At 62.8% G+C, this 15,567-nt stretch carries 9 protein-coding genes and 1 pseudogene; 2 read left to right on the top strand and 8 right to left on the bottom strand.

The genetic code is table 11. The annotated features are described in order from the left end of the window. The 6 genes from ACEW8Q_RS04550 to ACEW8Q_RS04525 all read right to left on the bottom strand — a co-directional run bounded on the left by ACEW8Q_RS04550 (nucleotide 1) and on the right by ACEW8Q_RS04525 (nucleotide 10,023). Nucleotides 1-1,617, bottom strand: a complete 1,617-nt coding sequence (locus ACEW8Q_RS04550) for an alpha-D-glucose phosphate-specific phosphoglucomutase (protein ID WP_373502869.1) — start codon at nucleotides 1,615-1,617, stop codon at nucleotides 1-3. Nucleotides 1,618-1,627: 10 nt separating this feature from the next. Continuing rightward, the gene (gene glgA, locus ACEW8Q_RS04545; protein ID WP_373502868.1) at nucleotides 1,628-3,058 is read right to left on the bottom strand and encodes a glycogen synthase GlgA; all 1,431 of its coding nucleotides are present in this window, start codon (nucleotides 3,056-3,058) and stop codon (nucleotides 1,628-1,630) included. After that, nucleotides 3,055-4,320 carry a glucose-1-phosphate adenylyltransferase gene (gene glgC, locus ACEW8Q_RS04540; RefSeq protein WP_373502867.1) on the bottom strand — a complete coding sequence of 422 codons (1,266 nt, stop codon included), beginning with the start codon at nucleotides 4,318-4,320 and terminating at the stop codon, nucleotides 3,055-3,057. The genes glgA and glgC overlap by 4 nt, the downstream gene beginning before the upstream one ends. A 32-nt stretch (nucleotides 4,321-4,352) precedes the next feature. Beyond that, on the bottom strand, nucleotides 4,353-6,548 hold the full coding sequence (gene glgB, locus ACEW8Q_RS04535; RefSeq protein WP_373502866.1) for a 1,4-alpha-glucan branching protein GlgB: 2,196 nt from the start codon (nucleotides 6,546-6,548) through the stop codon (nucleotides 4,353-4,355). Between the two features lie 13 nt (nucleotides 6,549-6,561). After that, nucleotides 6,562-9,006 (bottom strand): glycogen/starch/alpha-glucan phosphorylase, encoded by a 2,445-nt coding sequence (locus tag ACEW8Q_RS04530; protein ID WP_373502865.1) that lies wholly within the window; start codon nucleotides 9,004-9,006, stop codon nucleotides 6,562-6,564. Nucleotides 9,007-9,156: 150 nt separating this feature from the next. Then, complete coding sequence (locus ACEW8Q_RS04525; RefSeq protein WP_373502864.1) at nucleotides 9,157-10,023, bottom strand: DMT family transporter; 867 nt, start codon at nucleotides 10,021-10,023, stop codon at nucleotides 9,157-9,159. Nucleotides 10,024-10,215: 192 nt separating this feature from the next. On the opposite strand from ACEW8Q_RS04525, the gene ACEW8Q_RS04520 reads away from it, so the two are divergent. Together ACEW8Q_RS04520 and ACEW8Q_RS04515 are read left to right on the top strand one after the other, a co-directional pair. Continuing rightward, nucleotides 10,216-11,604 (top strand): L-serine ammonia-lyase, encoded by a 1,389-nt coding sequence (locus ACEW8Q_RS04520; protein ID WP_373502863.1) that lies wholly within the window; start codon nucleotides 10,216-10,218, stop codon nucleotides 11,602-11,604. A gap of 9 nt (nucleotides 11,605-11,613) precedes the next feature. Next, nucleotides 11,614-13,380: an acyl-CoA dehydrogenase C-terminal domain-containing protein gene (locus tag ACEW8Q_RS04515; RefSeq protein ID WP_373502862.1), complete on the top strand. Its 1,767-nt coding sequence runs from the start codon at nucleotides 11,614-11,616 to the stop codon at nucleotides 13,378-13,380. Here ACEW8Q_RS04515 and pgi read toward each other — a convergent pair. Both pgi and ACEW8Q_RS04505 read right to left on the bottom strand, forming a co-directional pair. Next, nucleotides 13,377-14,993 (bottom strand): glucose-6-phosphate isomerase, encoded by a 1,617-nt coding sequence (gene pgi, locus ACEW8Q_RS04510; protein ID WP_373502861.1) that lies wholly within the window; start codon nucleotides 14,991-14,993, stop codon nucleotides 13,377-13,379. The two genes, ACEW8Q_RS04515 and pgi, sit on opposite strands and share 4 nt — an antisense overlap. Before the next feature lie 9 nt (nucleotides 14,994-15,002). Beyond that, nucleotides 15,003-15,567 (bottom strand): annotated as a pseudogene (locus ACEW8Q_RS04505) (phenylalanine--tRNA ligase subunit beta); the annotation flags it as partial.

Raw genomic sequence — 15,567 nt, 5'->3', positions numbered from 1 at the left:
TCAGGTAATCACCGTGGGGGCATCACGCCCGGTGCGCCGTTCGATCTCCGGAATGGAGCGCGACAATGCGATGAGATCGGCAAGTGCATCCTGCGTCTCGATACCGTGCCGGCTCGCATCGGGCTCGTAGCGCTCGATATAGACGCGGAGCGTGGCGCCTGCGGTTCCGGTGCCGGAAAGGCGATAGACGATGCGCGAGCCGTCCTCGAACATCAGCCGGATTCCCTGTCCCATGGTGCGGGACTTGTCCACCGGGTCATCATAGGCAAAATCATCCGCCGTCATGATCCCGTGCTGGCCGGGCAACGTGCACAGCTGGTCACGCAGCGCCTTCATCAGCCCGTTGGCGGCATCCGAATCCACTTCCTCATAGTCATGCCGCGAATAATAATTGCGGCCATATTCGCGCCAGTGCGCCGTGACGATCTCGGCCACGCTCTGCCGCCGCTTTGCCAGCACGTTGAGCCACATCAGCACGGCCCACAAACCGTCCTTCTCGCGCACATGATTGGAGCCGGTGCCGAAGCTTTCCTCGCCGCAGATCGTCGCCATGCCGGCGTCGAGCAGGTTGCCAAAGAATTTCCAGCCGGTGGGTGTCTCGAAACAGGGAATGCCGAGTTTCTCTGCAACGCGGTCAGCCGCCGCGCTCGTCGGCATCGACCGCGCGATGCCGGCAAGACCGCCGGCATAACCGGGCGTCAGCGTGGCATTGGCGGCGAGAATGGCAAGCGAGTCGGATGGCGTCACATACATGCCGCGCCCGATGATGAGGTTGCGGTCACCGTCTCCATCGGAGGCCGCGCCGAAGTCGGGCCCGCCCGCTGGCATCACGAGGTCCACGAGTTCCTTCGCATGAACGAGATTGGGGTCAGGGTGGTGGCCGCCAAAATCGGGAAGCGGTGTCCCGTTCATCACGGTGCCCTTCGGAAAGCCGAGGATGTCTTCGAGGATTGCATGGCCATAGGGACCAGTGATGGCGCCCATCGCGTCGAACTTCATGCCGAAGCCGGTTCTGATCAGCTCGCGGATCGCGTCGAAGTCGAACAGCGTCTGCATCAGCACCGCATAGTCCGCGACGGGATCGATAACGTCGACAGTCATGTTGCCGACGCTCGATGTCCCCACACGGCTCAGGTCCACGTCCGGCGTGTCGGTGATCTTGTAGGACGAGATGGTCTTCGTCTTTGCGAAGATCGCGTCAGTGATCTTCTCGGGCGCCGGCCCGCCGTTCGACGCGTTGTACTTGATGCCGAAGTCGCCATCGGGACCGCCGGGATTATGGCTCGCCGAAAGCACGATGCCGCCGAAGGCGCGGTACTTGCGGATGATGTGCGATGCGGCTGGCGTTGACAGAAACGCGCCTTGGCCCACCATCACGCGGCCGAAGCCGTTGGCGGCCGCCATGCGGATCGCGGTCTGCACGACCTGCGGATTGTAGAAGCGGCCATCGCCGCCGATCACGAGCGTCTGCCCTGCAAAGCCTTCGAGCGAGTCGAAGATCGACTGGATGAAGTTCTCGGCATAGTGCTTCTGCTGGAACACCGGCACCTTCTTGCGCAGGCCCGAGGTTCCGGGCTTCTGCCCGTCGAATGGCGTGGTCTGGACTGTGAGGATCATCGGCTGGCTCTTAAAGGCTCAGGAGGTTGCGGTAGAGTTCGGCATAGAGTGACGCGCTGCGCTCCCACGACACATCGGATTCCATGCCGCGCTTCTGGATCGACCTCCAGACTTTTGGATCGGCATAACTATGTGCGGCTCTGCTCAAGGCATTCTCCAGTGAGGGCTCGTCAACGGGGGAGAACTGGAATCCGGTCGCGACAGCCGCATTCAGCGCCGCGGCGTTGGCGTCGATCACGGTGTCGTTCAGGCCGCCGGTGCGCGCCACCACGGGAACGCAGCCATAGCGGAGGCCATAGAGTTGTGTGAGGCCACAGGGCTCGAAACGCGATGGCACGAGAATGGTGTCGCAGCCTGCCTGCATGAGGTGGGAGAGCCCCTCATCGTATCCAAGGACAATGCCGATCCGCCCCGGATGGCGCTCGGCCGCCGCCATGATGGCCGCTTCGATCGCCTTTTCGCCGGTGCCGATCAAGGCCAGCCGCGCGCCCGTCGCGACCATCGCATCGAGAGCGGCGGCAAAGATGTCCATGCCCTTCTGCCACGTTAGCCGGCTGACCACGCCGTGGAGCAACCCGTCACCCTGTTCGAGGCTGAACCGCTTCTCCACCGCACGCTTGTTGGCAACGCGCTTGTCCAGCGTCTGGGGCGTATAGGTCTGTGCGATAAGGCTGTCGCTCGCGGGGTTCCACACATCCGCGTCGATACCGTTGACGATTCCGCTGACAACGCCCCGCCTCGCCCGCAGCAGACCGTCGAGGCCCATGCCGTATTCCGGCGTGCAGATCTCCTGCGCATAGGTAGGGCTCACCGTGGTGATCGCGTCCGCAGTCGCCAGCCCGCCCTTCAGGAAGCACACATTGCCGTAGTACTCGACGCCGTCGATGGAAAAGGCCTGCGGCGGAAGACCCAGCGTGCCGAAGAAGGAGGCCGGGAATTGTCCCTGGAAGGCGATGTTGTGAACCGTCATCACGGTCCTCGGGCCGCCGCGGAATTTCACGTAGACGGGCGCAAGCGCGGCCTGCCAGTCATGGCAATGCAGGATGTCGGGCGCGTAATCCGTGATGGCCCCGGTGGCGGCATCAGCCGCCGCGCGCGAAAGAGCGGCGAAGCGCTGCGCGTTGTCGTTCCAGTCCTTGCCATCGGGACCGAGATAGGGGTTGCCCGGCCGGTTATAGAGATGCGGCGCATCGACCACGATGACGTCGATGCCCTTGGCCTTGCCGCGCAGCAGCCGCGCCTCGCCGCCGAAGAGATCGTCATAGCGGTGGACTTGGTTTCCACCTTCGAGCGCCGCCATCACGGCCGGATAACCAGGCACGATCGACAGCATGTCCACCTTGTGCGGTGACAGTGCCGCGGGGAGTGCTCCCGTCACGTCGGCTAATCCACCGGTCTTCACCAGCGGATAGAGTTCGGATGATGCCGAAAGGACTTTCATGCGCTCAGGCGGTCGATCATCGGTTGCGTGATGAGGCAGATGCCGCTCGCCGTGCGGCGGAAGCGCTTGGCATCAAGCTCGGGATCTTCGCCCACGACGAGGCCCTCGGGGATGACCACGCTGGTGTCGATGACGACTTTCTTCAGCCGCACATTTCGATTGATCCACACCGAGGGCAGCACGACGGCTTCCTCGAGGCTCGAGAAAGAATTGACCCGCACATTGGTCGACAGCATGGTTCTCTTGATCGAGGCGCCCGAAACGATGCAGCCGCCCGAAACGAGGGACTGTACCGCACTGCCGCGGCGGCCTTCGAGGTCATGGACGAACTTGGCGGGTGGCGTCACTTCCGAGTAGGTCCAGATCGGCCAGTTCTGGTCGTAGAGGTCGAGTGCGGGAAGCGTCTCGGTCAGGTCGATGTTGGCTTCCCAGTAGGCGTCGACGGTCCCGACGTCACGCCAGTAGGCTTCGGTCTCGTGCGCGGAGCGGACGCAGCTCGCGGTGAAGCGATGCGCCACGGCCTTTCCGTGCTTCACGATATAGGGAATGATGTCCTTGCCGAAATCGCGGGTGGAATCTTTCTCTGTGGCGTCGCGGCGCAAGTGCTCGGCGAGTGCTGCCGTCTCGAAGACATAGATGCCCATTGATGCCAGAGCCATGTCGGGCTGGCCGGGAATGCCGGGCGGGTCCTTGGGCTTTTCCACGAAGGCCGTGATGTTGTCCGTGCCGTCAACCGCCATCACGCCGAAGCCCGTCGCCTCCATGCGCGGCACCTCGAGGCAGCCGATGGTGACATCGGCACCGGAGTCGACGTGCTGCTGCAGCATCAGCTCATAGTCCATCTTGTAGATGTGATCACCCGCGAGGATCACCATGTACTTCGGGCCATAGCTCAGGATGATGTCGAGGTTCTGGTACACGGCGTCAGCGGTTCCGGCATACCACTGGTCTTCCGACACGCGCTGCGAAGCGGGGAGAATGTCGAAGCTCTCGTTACGCTCGGGGCGGAAGAAGTTCCAGCCGCGCTGCATGTGGCGGATCAGGCTGTGCGCCTTGTACTGGGTGGCGACGCCAATGCGGCGGATACCGGAGTTGAGCGCATTGGAGAGCGCAAAGTCGATGATGCGGGACTTGCAGCCGAAGGGAACCGCGGGCTTGGCGCGCCGGTCGGTCATTTCCATCAGGCGGCTGCCACGGCCGCCGGCCAGCACATAGGCCATCGCGTCACGCGCCAGCGGCGCAATCTTCCGGTACTCGGCCATCCACTTTCTCCCCTTGAACGCCAGTCAGTTTCTTATGTTTCAAGCACGAAATAGAGCGTCGCCAGCGGCGGCAGGGTCACGGAAGCCTGCGCAGGCTTGCCATGTGAGGGCGTAGGGCTCGCCGTAACGCCCCCCATGTTGCCCATGCCGCTTCCGCCATAGATGCCGGCGTCGGTGTTGATGACTTCACGCCATTGCCCTGCGGCTGGCAAGGGCAGAACGTAGCCCTCGCGCGGCACCGGCGTGAAGTTGGTGACCACCGCCACAATGGGCCCGCCTTCGCCCGAATGCCGCGCCCAAGCGAAGACCGAGTTCTCGTGGTCATCCGCCACCAGCCATTCAAAGCCGTCGGGCTCGCAGTCGCGAGCGTGCAATGCTGGAATGCTGCGATAGCTGCGGTTCAAATCCTTCACCAGCAATTGCATGCCCTTGTGCGGCGCATGGTCGAGCAGGTGCCAGTCGAGGCTGCGGGCTTCCGACCACTCTGTCCACGGCGCCATCTCCTGGCCCATGAACAGGAGCTTCTTGCCGGGGTAGCCCCACATGAAGCCATAGTAGGCGCGCAAGCCGGCAAACTTCTGCCAGTCGTCACCCGCCATCTTCATCAGCAGCGAGCCCTTGCCATGCACCACTTCGTCGTGAGACAGCGGCAGCACGAAGTTCTCCGAGAAGGCATAGAGCAACCCGAAGGTCAGTTCGTTGTGATGATGCTTGCGGTAGACCGGCTCGCGCTTCAGGTATTCAAGCGTGTCATGCATGAAGCCCATGTTCCACTTGAAGCCGAAGCCGAGGCCGCCGGTGGATGTGGGTTTGGACACACCCGGAAACGCAGTCGATTCTTCCGCGATGGTGACGGCTCCGGGATTTTGCCCATAGGCCTCGTGGTTCACGCGCTGCAGGAAGGATATGGCCTCGAGATTTTCGCGTCCGCCATACTGGTTGGGAATCCACTCGCCCTCTTTTCGTGAGTAGTCGAGGTAGAGCATCGAGGCTACTGCATCGACGCGAAGCCCGTCGAGGTGATAGCGCTCCAGCCAGAACAGCGCATTGTTGAGGAGAAAGCTCGCCACCTCGCGCCGCCCGAAATTGTAGATCGCCGTGTTCCAATCGGGGTGATAGCCCTGGCGCGGGTCCTCGTGCTCATAGAGGGCCGTTCCATCGAAGCGGGCAAGTCCGTGTTCGTCGGTGGGGAAGTGCGCAGGCACCCAGTCGAGGATGATGCCGATGCCTGCCGCATGCGCGGCATCGACGAAATGCGCAAAGCCTGCGGGGTCGCCAAAGCGTGCCGTGGGTGCAAAGAGGCCCGTGGGCTGGTATCCCCACGACGGGTCGAAGGGATGTTCGGTGATGGGAAGCAACTCGATATGCGTGAACCCCATGTCGACCACATAGGGGATCAGTGTTCCGGCAAGCTCGTCATAGCTGAGAAAGCCATCGCCATCCTTGCGCCGCCATGAGCCGAGATGGACTTCGTAGATCGACATGGGAATACGGCGGTCATCGCGGCCTGCGCGCTCCGCCATGTAGCCGGAGTCTTTCCATGTGAAGCGGTCAGTTCGCGCCACTTTGGAGGCTGTCTTCGGCCGCATCTCGGAGGCAAAGCCGAAGGGGTCGCTCTTGAGCGGCAGCAGGTTTCCTTGCGCGTCGAGCAGCTCGTACTTGTAGCCTTGACCTTCCGTCGCACCCGGAATGAAGATTTCCCAGATACCGGTGTCGAGGCGCTTCCGCATCACATGGCGCCGGCCATCCCAGCCGTTGAAGTCACCTACCACGGACGCGCGCGACGCGTTCGGCGCCCACACGGCAAAATGCACGCCCTCGTGCCCCTCGTGCCGCATCGGGTGCGCGCCGAGCCTGTCATAGAGGCGGAGATGGTTACCCTCACCGATGTAATAGTCGTCAAGCGGCCCCAGCACCGGCCCGAGGAGATAGGCATCGGCCACGGTCCCCGTCCCGCCGCTGTTGGCGGCGAGATATGTCAAGGGCTGGCGGGCTTTCAGCTTCACCGGTCCTTCGAAGAAACCCGCGTCATGGCCCTTGGCGATCTGGCCGAGGCTTTTCCCTGCCTCGTCCAGCACTTCGAGAGACTGGGCACCCGGCACGAAGGCACGCACGATCCACGACTTTCCGGATTGGTGCAGGCCGAGCAGTTTGAACGGATCGCCATGCCGGCCGTTGATGATGGCCTCGATGTCGGCGCCGCTCGTCTTCCATTCCGGATCGGCCATAGCGCGTCAACTCCTAGGCAACAGGGACATTCCAGATGTCGCGGGCATATTCACGGATCGTGCGGTCCGAGGAGAACCAGCCCATGTTCACCGTATTGAGGATTGTCTTTTCAGTCCAGTCTCCTGTCTGGCGCCAGATGGCGTCCACTTCGCGCTGGGCTTTCGCATAGGCATCGAAGTCGGCGGCGACCATGAACCAGTCCCCGTTGTAAAGGGAATCGATGATGGGCCGATAGCGGTTGGCATCGTCCGGAGAGAACACGCCCGACGCCAGCGCATCGAGCACGCCTTTGAGATCGACCGAAGCTTCGATCACCGCGCGGGGGTCATGCCCCTCGCGGCGCTTCTGCTCGACTTCTTCTGTGGTCATGCCGAAGATCACGATGTTGTCGCGGCCCACATGCTCCATGATCTCGATGTTGGCGCCGTCGAGCGTACCAATGGTCATGGCGCCGTTCAGCGCGAACTTCATGTTGCCCGTGCCAGAGGCCTCCATGCCCGCAGTCGAGATCTGCTCCGAGAGGTCGGCCGCCGGAACGATGACTTCGGCGAGGCTTACGTTGTAGTTGGGAATGAACACGACCTTCAACAGGTCGCGGATGTCGGGATCGTTGTTCACGACCGCGCCGACATCGTTGGCGAGTTTGATGATGAGTTTCGCCTGCGCATAGCTCGCCGCCGCCTTGCCCGCGAAGATCTTGACGCGCGGCACCCATGGCCGGTCGGGATGTGCCCGCATCGAATTATAAAGCGCGATCGTCTCGAGAATGTTGAGAAGCTGCCGCTTGTATTCATGGATGCGCTTCACCTGCACATCGAACATCGCCGAAGGATCGACCTTCAGCCCCATGCGCGCTGCGATCAGGTTCGAAAGCTCGGCCTTGTTGTGCCGCTTGATGGTGGAGAACCGGGCCTTGAAGCCTGCATCCTTGGCGAAACTCGTGGCCTTCACAAGATTCGCGGCATCATCCAGCACGGCGGGACCGATCGAGTCCGTAAGCAATGTCGCAAGCTGCGGGTTGACGCCCAACAGCCAGCGCCTTGGCGTGATGCCATTGGTCTTGTTGTTGATGCGGCCGGGATAGAGCGCATTGAGATCACGGAACACGCTCTGCTTCATCAGCGACGTGTGGAGCGCCGAGACGCCGTTGATCGAGTGCGAGCCTGCAAAGGCAAGCTGGCCCATGCGTACGCGCCGCCCGTTGTGCTCGTCGATGAGCGAGACCGAGGCCAGGAACTCAGAGGTGCAGCCGGGCCGCTTCTGCGCTTCGGCGATGAGCTTGGCGTTGATCTGGTAGACGATCTGCATGTGGCGCGGCAGCACGTGCTCGAACAGGTGGACGGGCCAGCTCTCGAGCGCCTCCGGCAGCAGCGTATGATTGGTATAGCCGATGCAGTCCTTGGTGATGGACCATGCTTCGTCCCAGTCGAGCGCGTGGTTGTCGACGAGAATGCGCATGAGTTCGGCGACGGCAATCGCGGGATGCGTATCGTTGAGCTGGATCGCCACCTTGTCGGCAAGCGAGCGCACTTCGTCATATTGCTGCACGTGGCGGCGGATAAGGTCCTGCAGCGAAGCGGACGTGAAGAAATATTCCTGCCGCAGCCGCAGCTCCTGTCCGGCAGGCGTCGAGTCGGCGGGATAGAGCACGCGGGTGATGATCTCGGCCTTGTTGCTCTCGGCCAGTGCCGCGCCATAGTCGCCGCTGTTGAAGGCATCGAGGCGGATCGGGTCCACGGCGCGCGCTGTCCACAGCCGCAGCGTATTCACGCGCTTGCCGCGCCAGCCGACCATCGGCGTGTCGCAGGCGGATGCCAGAAGCTTTTCGCCCGGCTTCCAGCGCCGCTGCTGCTTGTTTCCGGTTTCGAGTCCCGGAACCACCTGGCCCCCGAAGCCGATCTCGTAGGCCGCCTCGCGCCGCGGGAATTCCCACCGGTTGCCGTGTTCGAGCCAGTTCTCGGGCAGTTCGATCTGCCAGCCGTCGATGATCTTCTGGCGAAACAGCCCGTGGTTGTAGCGGATGCCATAGCCGTAGGCAGGAATGTCGAGGCTCGCCATGCTCTCCATGAAGCAGGCCGCGAGACGGCCCAATCCACCGTTGCCGAGCGCTGCATCCGGCTCCAGCGCTTCGATAAGGTCGATGTCGACATTCAACGCTTGCAGGGCCTTGGTGAAGGCGTCGTTGAGTTGCAGGTTCCGCAAGGCATCGCGCATCAGCCGGCCGATGAGGAATTCGAGCGAAAGGTAGTAAACGCGCTTCGACTTCGTCTGATAGGCGCGTCTGGTCGATTCCATCCAGCGGTCGATGATGCGGTCGCGCAGTGCCAGAACGGTCGCGTTCAGCCAGTCGTGGCGCTTGGCCACGGCCGGGTCCTTGCCGATGGAATAGGCAAGCTTCTCGAGAATTTCGGCGCGGATCGTCTCGGCATCGGTCCCGCGCGGCGCTGGCTTGTTCATCTGTCGCTACCTTCCGTCCCCAACTGCAAGGGCACCGCTTATAGGTGAAGCGGCGGGCTACATGCAATGTGAGAGGAATAATAAATCAACTCTCGTGATTTATTCAAGCAGAATATGAGGTACGCACCTGAAAATCTGCGTGGAAGCTTTTCAGGCCTGTATCACCGACATGGTCGCAACGCCACCGACGATGAGCGCAAGGCCGAACCACTGCCCAGGCGAAACCTTCTCCTTGAGAAAAAACATCGCCAGCACGACGGACACGGCGCCATAGGCCGAAATGCCGACGCCTGCGAATTCCTTCCCCGGCAAATGCCCGGAGGCATTGACTGCGGTGACGCCCAGCACGTCCAGCCCGCCCATGATGAAGATGCCGGTCCAGTGCCGCCGAGTGAGCGGCAGCGGTTTCGCCTCGCTCAGCATGAAGGGCAGGATGGTGACGAGGGCGGTCGCCCGCGACAGCCATGTCGCCTCGATCTCGCCCACAGAAACAGCGGCCTTCTGGCCGAGCACTATGGAAGAGGAATAGCCCAGAACAGCCATGACGGCGAAGAGCAGCAGCGTCGGCATCTTTCCGGGCTCCACTGCATTGATGCCGCCATCCTCCGTGCCGGATCGCGCCACGATGATGGCACCGAGGAGCGTCGCTCCCACCGCCGTCCATTGCAGCGCCGTGGGTTCAAGTCCGTTGACCACACCCCACAGCACCGCCAGCACGGGATAGCCAGCGGTGATCGGGCCTACCAGCGAGACAGGCCCGAGGCTGAAGGCCTTGAACAGCCCGCCTACGCCAAAACCATAGGCCAATCCCAGCAGGAAACCCGACCAGAGTGCCGGCCACGAGGCCTGCCAGATGCGGCCCTGGTAGAGAACATGGAACGACAACAGGATGCCGCCTGAGACCATCACCAGCGCTGCCATGCGGAAAGCCCCGATCCGCGCGGCCATGGTCCTCGCCATCAGGTCGTGGACCGACCAGCACAGTGCCGCGAAGATACCCAGGAATACGGCAAGCATCGTTCAGATTGTCCCCAAGTCCTTGGCCCCATGTCGCGGCTATCTGCCATCGTTGCCCGCATATGAGCATGGCCGCTGCACCGCCGGAACTGCAAAAGCCTCATGCCGCCATGGGGCGCCCTGACGTTTCCAGTCGAAAAGGCGGCAGACTGGGATATGCTTGCTGTTTCAAGCCATGTTTGGAAAGCGACCATGTTCCTCTCCGTCTTCGACATCTTCAAGATCGGCATCGGCCCGTCGAGCTCGCACACGGTAGGCCCCATGGTCGCCGCCGCGCGCTTTCTCGAGAAGGCTGCTGCCACGTCGCTGCCCCATACGGGCCGCCTGACCGTCACTCTTCACGGCTCCCTGGCGTTTACCGGCAAGGGTCACGGCACCGACCGCGCAGTCATCCTGGGGCTTGCGGGCGAGAAGCCCGATGCGATGGACCCCGATCGCGTCGAAGACGTGCTCCGCGCGATGTCCTCGCGTGGAGCCATCACACTCCCCGATGGCCATCCGGTCAGCTTCAATCCGGCGCGTGACGTGATCTTCGACTTCGGCCCGGCGCTGAAGGGCCATTCCAACGGCATGGTCTTCCGCATCCTCGACGATGACAACAACACGCTGCTGGCAGAAACCTATTTCTCGATCGGCGGCGGCTTCGTCCAGACGGAGGCCGAGCGCATGGCCGCCGTTTCCGCCGACAAGACCGAACGGCCGGCCCCCGACGTACCCTATCCCTTCCGCACCGCCGCCGAAATGCTCGACATGGGCCGCATCTCCGGCCTGACCATTGCGGACATGAAGCGCGCCAACGAGACCGTGTCGCAATCAGCCGAACAGCTCGATGCAAATCTCGACCGCATCTGGGGTGCCATGCGCGACTGCATGAACCGTGGCCTCGCGATCAGCGGCACGCTGCCCGGTGGCCTCAAGATCAAGCGCCGCGCCGCGGAGATCCACCAGAAGCTGAAGGACGAGCAAGGCAACAACGCGATCCAGCCGCACAGGCTGATGGACTGGCTCTCGGTCTATGCCATGGCGGTGAACGAGGAAAATGCGGCAGGCAGCCGCGTGGTGACGGCCCCCACCAATGGTGCGGCGGGCGTCATTCCCGCCACCATCCGCTACTATCTCGACCATTGCCTCGGCGCCGACATCAACGGCATCCGCATTTTCCTGCTCGCGGCGGCAGCCATTGGCGGTCTCATCAAGCACAATGCCTCGATCTCGGGTGCTGAAGTCGGCTGCCAGGGCGAAGTCGGCTCCGCGTCCGCCATGGCCGCTGCAGGTTTGTGCGCGGCCCTGGGCGGCAGTAACGAGCAGGTTGAGAATGCCGCCGAAATCGCGCTCGAGCATCACCTCGGCATGACCTGCGATCCGGTCGGCGGGCTGGTACAAGTGCCCTGCATCGAGCGCAACGCCTTTGGCGCCGTCAAGGCCGTCACCGCCGCGTCGCTTGCGCTGCGGGGAGACGGCACGCACTTCGTTCCACTCGATACCTGCGTCGAAACCATGCGCCAGACGGGCCTCGACATGAACGAAAGGTATAAGGAAACCTCGACCGGCGGGCTTGCCGTGAACGTCGTGGAGTGCTGAACTCGCTTTATGCCATCATATTCAGCACCGCTCCGCGATCACCTCTTCTGCCTCTATGACGTGCTGGGCTTCGAGGCCCACACAGAGCTCCCCGGTTTCGAGGGCTTCTCCCGCGATATCATCGAGGCTGTTCTCGAACAGGCAAATCGATTTGCCTCCGAAGTGGTTCATCCGCTGAACCGCAGCGCCGATGAAGAAGGCGCGCGCTTCGATCAGGGCACAGTCACCACGCCGCAAGGATTCAAGGAGGCCTATGCTGCGCTGGTCGAAGGCGGGTGGCCTGCTTTGACGGCCTCGCCGGATCATGGCGGGCAGGGCATGCCGCACATGGTCAACATCCTCTTCGAGGAAATGCTGAATGGCGCCTGCCTCTCCTTCGGTCTTTTCCCCGGATTGACGCGCGGCGCCTATGTCGCCGTGGCGCAGCACGGCAACGATGCACAGAAAGCAATCTACGCGCCGCGTCTTGCCAGTGGCGAATGGTCGGGCTCCATGTGCCTGACGGAGGCCCATTGCGGCACCGATCTCGGACTGCTGAAGACGCAAGCCATCCCGCAGGCCGATCAAAGCTTCGCGCTGACCGGCACCAAGATCTTCATTTCCGCCGGAGAGCACGATCTGGCGCCCAACATCATCTACCTCGTGCTGGCGCGCCTCCCCGATGCGCCGATGGGCTCGAGGGGCATCAGCCTGTTCCTGGTGCCGAAGGTCATGGTGAACGATGATGGCACGCTGGGCGCGCGCAACGCTGTGTCATGTGGCGCCATCGAGCACAAGATGGGCATTCATGGCTGCCCCACCTGCGTCATCAATTTCGATGGCGCAACTGGCTGGCTCGTGGGCGAACCGCACCAGGGCCTCAAGGCCATGTTCTCGATGATGAACACGGAGCGCATCGCGGTCGGCATTCATGGCCTTGCAATCGCCGAGGCCTCTTACCAGAACGCCGTCACCTATGCCCGCGAACGCCTGCAGGGCCGAGCACCCTCGGGCCCGAAGAATCCCGCCAAGCCCGCCGACCCGATCATCGTCCACCCCGATGTGCGCCGCATGCTGATGACCCAGCGCGCGCTGGTCGAAGGCTGCCGCATGCTGGCGCTCTTCACCGCACAGGCGCTCGACGTATCGGAACACCATGCCGACCCGCAGGCGCGCAAAGCCGCCGATGACGTCGTGGCGTTGATGACGCCGGTGGTGAAGGCGTTCCTGACCGACGCAGGAAGCGACGTCGCCAATCTTGGTGTTCAGGTTCTGGGCGGCCATGGCTTTATCCGTTCCAACGGCCAGGAGCAGCACGTCCGCGATGTGCGCATCACCCAGATCTACGAAGGCACCAATGGCATCCAGTCGATGGATCTCCTCGGCCGCAAGGTGCTGCACCTCAATCTGCTCGAAGCCTTCTCGAAGCCCGTCGCCGACTATATTGCTGCTGCGGGCGAAGGCCCTCTGAGCGAATTCGTCAACCCGCTCTCCGCCGCCCATGATCTTCTTGAGGATGCGACACAGACCATCCGCCAGAACGCCGCATCGCATCCGGATGAAATCGGTGCCGCAGCCGCCGACTACATGCGTCTCTTTGCATTGACCTCGCTGGCCTATCTCTGGGCGCGCGCGGCGGAAGTTTCGCTGCCGAAGAGCAATGATGATTTCTATCGCGCCAAGCTCGCAACGGCCCGCTTCTACATGCAGCGCATCCTGCCGCAAGCAGCCTCGCTCCACGCGGCGATCACCGCGGGCGCGTCACCCGTGATGGAGCTCGACGAGGCGATGTTCTAGCTTAGCGATCGCAGGTAGTCGGAAAGCCCCGCCGTCGAGGCATCGAGGCCCTCGGTGCCCTTCTTGCCTTCCACTACAGGCTGGAGGCCGGTCGCGAGTTCCTTGCCCAGTTCAACGCCCCACTGGTCGAAGGCATTGATGCCCCAGATCGCCGCTTCAACGAACACGCGATGCTCGTAGAGCGCGATCAGCCGGCCCAATGTGAAGGGGTCGAGCTTTTTGTAGGCGAGCGTCAGCGACGGACGGTTGCCGGTGAATACCCGGTGCGGCGCCAGCGCCTTTGTCTCGGCCTTGGACTTTCCCATGACCAGAAGCTGCGCCTCGGCCTCCTTCAGGGTGCGGCCCTTCATCAGGGCCTGGCTCTGCGCGAGGCAATTGGCGACGAGCAGGGCGTGATGTTCGGCCATGCCGGTTTCATGCGGCGCGGCGGCGATCAGGAACTCGACCGGGATAACGTCCGTACCCTGATGAAGCAACTGGAAGAAGGCGTGCTGCCCGTTGGTGCCGGGCTCGCCCCACACGATGGGGCCGGTCGGCCCTTTTACCGCAGCACCTGCCGTCGTCACGCGTTTGCCGTTCGATTCCATGTCGAGCTGCTGCAAGTAGGCCGGAAACCGCGATAGGCGCTGGTCATAGGGAATGATGGCGCGCGAGGGATGGCCCGCAACGTTCCTGTGCCACACGCCGAGGAGGCCCATCAGCATGGGAAGGTTTTCGAGAACGGGAGACTCGCGGAAATGCCGGTCCATGGCATGCGCGCCTTCGAGGAATTTCGTGAAGTTCTCCGGCCCGATGGCGATCATCAGCGGCAGTCCGATGGCCGACCAGATCGAATAGCGTCCGCCCACCCAGTCCCAGAAGCCGAAGATGCGGTCTTCCGAAATACCGAAGGCCTTCACCTTGTCGATGGCGGTAGAAATCGCGGCGAAATGATCGGCCACGGCTTTCTCGCCCAGCTTTTCGGCGATCCACTTCCGCGCGGTGCGCGCATTGGTCATGGTCTCGATCGTCGTGAAAGTTTTCGAGGCGATCAGGAACAATGTCGTCTCGGGCTGAAGCAGCTTCAACGTGTCGGCGATGTGTGCGCCATCGACGTTCGACACATAGTGAAGGCGCGGCCCATCGTGATAAGGCGCAAGCGCCAGCGTCGTCATGGCGGGCCCAAGGTCCGAGCCGCCGATGCCGATGTTGACCACGTCCGTGATCTTCGAGCGGCGAACGTCGTTGGCAAAGGCCACCATCGCCGCCAGCACGCCGTTCACGTCCGGCATCACGTCGCGGCCCGCCACCATCACCGGCACATTGGCGCGGTTGCGCAACGCCGTGTGCAGAACCGCGCGGCCCTCCGTGGTGTTGATAATGTCGCCCGCGAACATCGCATCGCGCTTGGACTCGACATCCGCTGCCTTGGCGAGAGACGCCAGGAGCTTCATCGTCCGCGCATTGACGGCGCATTTCGAATAGTCGAGCAGCAGGTCGCCGGCTTTCGCGGAGAGCGTCGTGAACCGTTTCGCATCGCGCTCGAAGGCCTTCCGCATATCGGCGGGCGCGCCCTTCTTCAGGTGCGCCTTGATATCTGCGAAGGCTTTCCGTGTGTCGCCAGCTTTTGCCATGTGCCGCCCCTAGCTTCTGAGTGTGCCGCCCGTCGCCTTCGTGACCGCCGCCACGACCTTGGCGGAAACCGCTTCGATCTCGGCCTCGGTCAGTGTCTTTTCGCGCGGCGCAAGCGTCACTTCAAGCGCCAGCGATGTCTTGCCGCCTTCGAGCTTGTAGAGGTCGAACACGGTAACATCGCTGATCAGCGCCTTGTCGGCACCTTTCGCGGCCTTCACCAGCTTGTCGGCCTCGACCTTGTCATCGACGACGAAGGCAAAGTCGCGCGACAGCGGCAGCAGGTCGGACGTGACGAGGGCAGCACGCGTGGCGCTCTTGGCCTTGGAGCCCGGAACGGCGTTGAGGATCACCTCGAAGGCTACAAGCGGGCCCTTCACATCCATCGCCGCCAGCACGCGCGGATGGATTTCGCCGAAGTGGGCGAGCTTGTTCTGCGGTCCCATCTGGATCGTGCCGGAACGGCCCGGATGATACCACGACGGCGCACCGGCAACGACCTGCACGTTCGCGACGGGTGCGCCCGCCGCGTCCAGCACCGCCAGCGCATCGGCCTTGGCATCGAACGCATCGACG

It is taken from the genome of Aestuariivirga sp. (genome assembly GCF_041738905.1).
GTDB lineage: Bacteria > Pseudomonadota > Alphaproteobacteria > Rhizobiales > Aestuariivirgaceae > Aestuariivirga.
This window is presented reverse-complemented; position numbering and strand designations above follow the sequence as displayed.

Bases quoted from the DNA above. Each gene is read 5' to 3' on its own strand.
- ACEW8Q_RS04550 (WP_373502869.1), bottom strand. From the start codon at position 1,617: ATGATCCTCACAGTCCAGACCACGCCATTCGACGGGCAGAAGCCCGGA.
- glgA (WP_373502868.1), bottom strand. From the start codon at position 3,058: ATGAAAGTCCTTTCGGCATCATCCGAACTCTATCCGCTGGTGAAGACC.
- glgC (WP_373502867.1), bottom strand. From the start codon at position 4,320: ATGGCCGAGTACCGGAAGATTGCGCCGCTGGCGCGTGACGCGATGGCC.
- glgB (WP_373502866.1), bottom strand. From the start codon at position 6,548: ATGGCCGATCCGGAATGGAAGACGAGCGGCGCCGACATCGAGGCCATC.
- ACEW8Q_RS04530 (WP_373502865.1), bottom strand. From the start codon at position 9,006: ATGAACAAGCCAGCGCCGCGCGGGACCGATGCCGAGACGATCCGCGCC.
- ACEW8Q_RS04525 (WP_373502864.1), bottom strand. From the start codon at position 10,023: ATGCTTGCCGTATTCCTGGGTATCTTCGCGGCACTGTGCTGGTCGGTC.
- ACEW8Q_RS04520 (WP_373502863.1), top strand. From the start codon at position 10,216: ATGTTCCTCTCCGTCTTCGACATCTTCAAGATCGGCATCGGCCCGTCG.
- ACEW8Q_RS04515 (WP_373502862.1), top strand. From the start codon at position 11,614: ATGCCATCATATTCAGCACCGCTCCGCGATCACCTCTTCTGCCTCTAT.
- pgi (WP_373502861.1), bottom strand. From the start codon at position 14,993: ATGGCAAAAGCTGGCGACACACGGAAAGCCTTCGCAGATATCAAGGCG.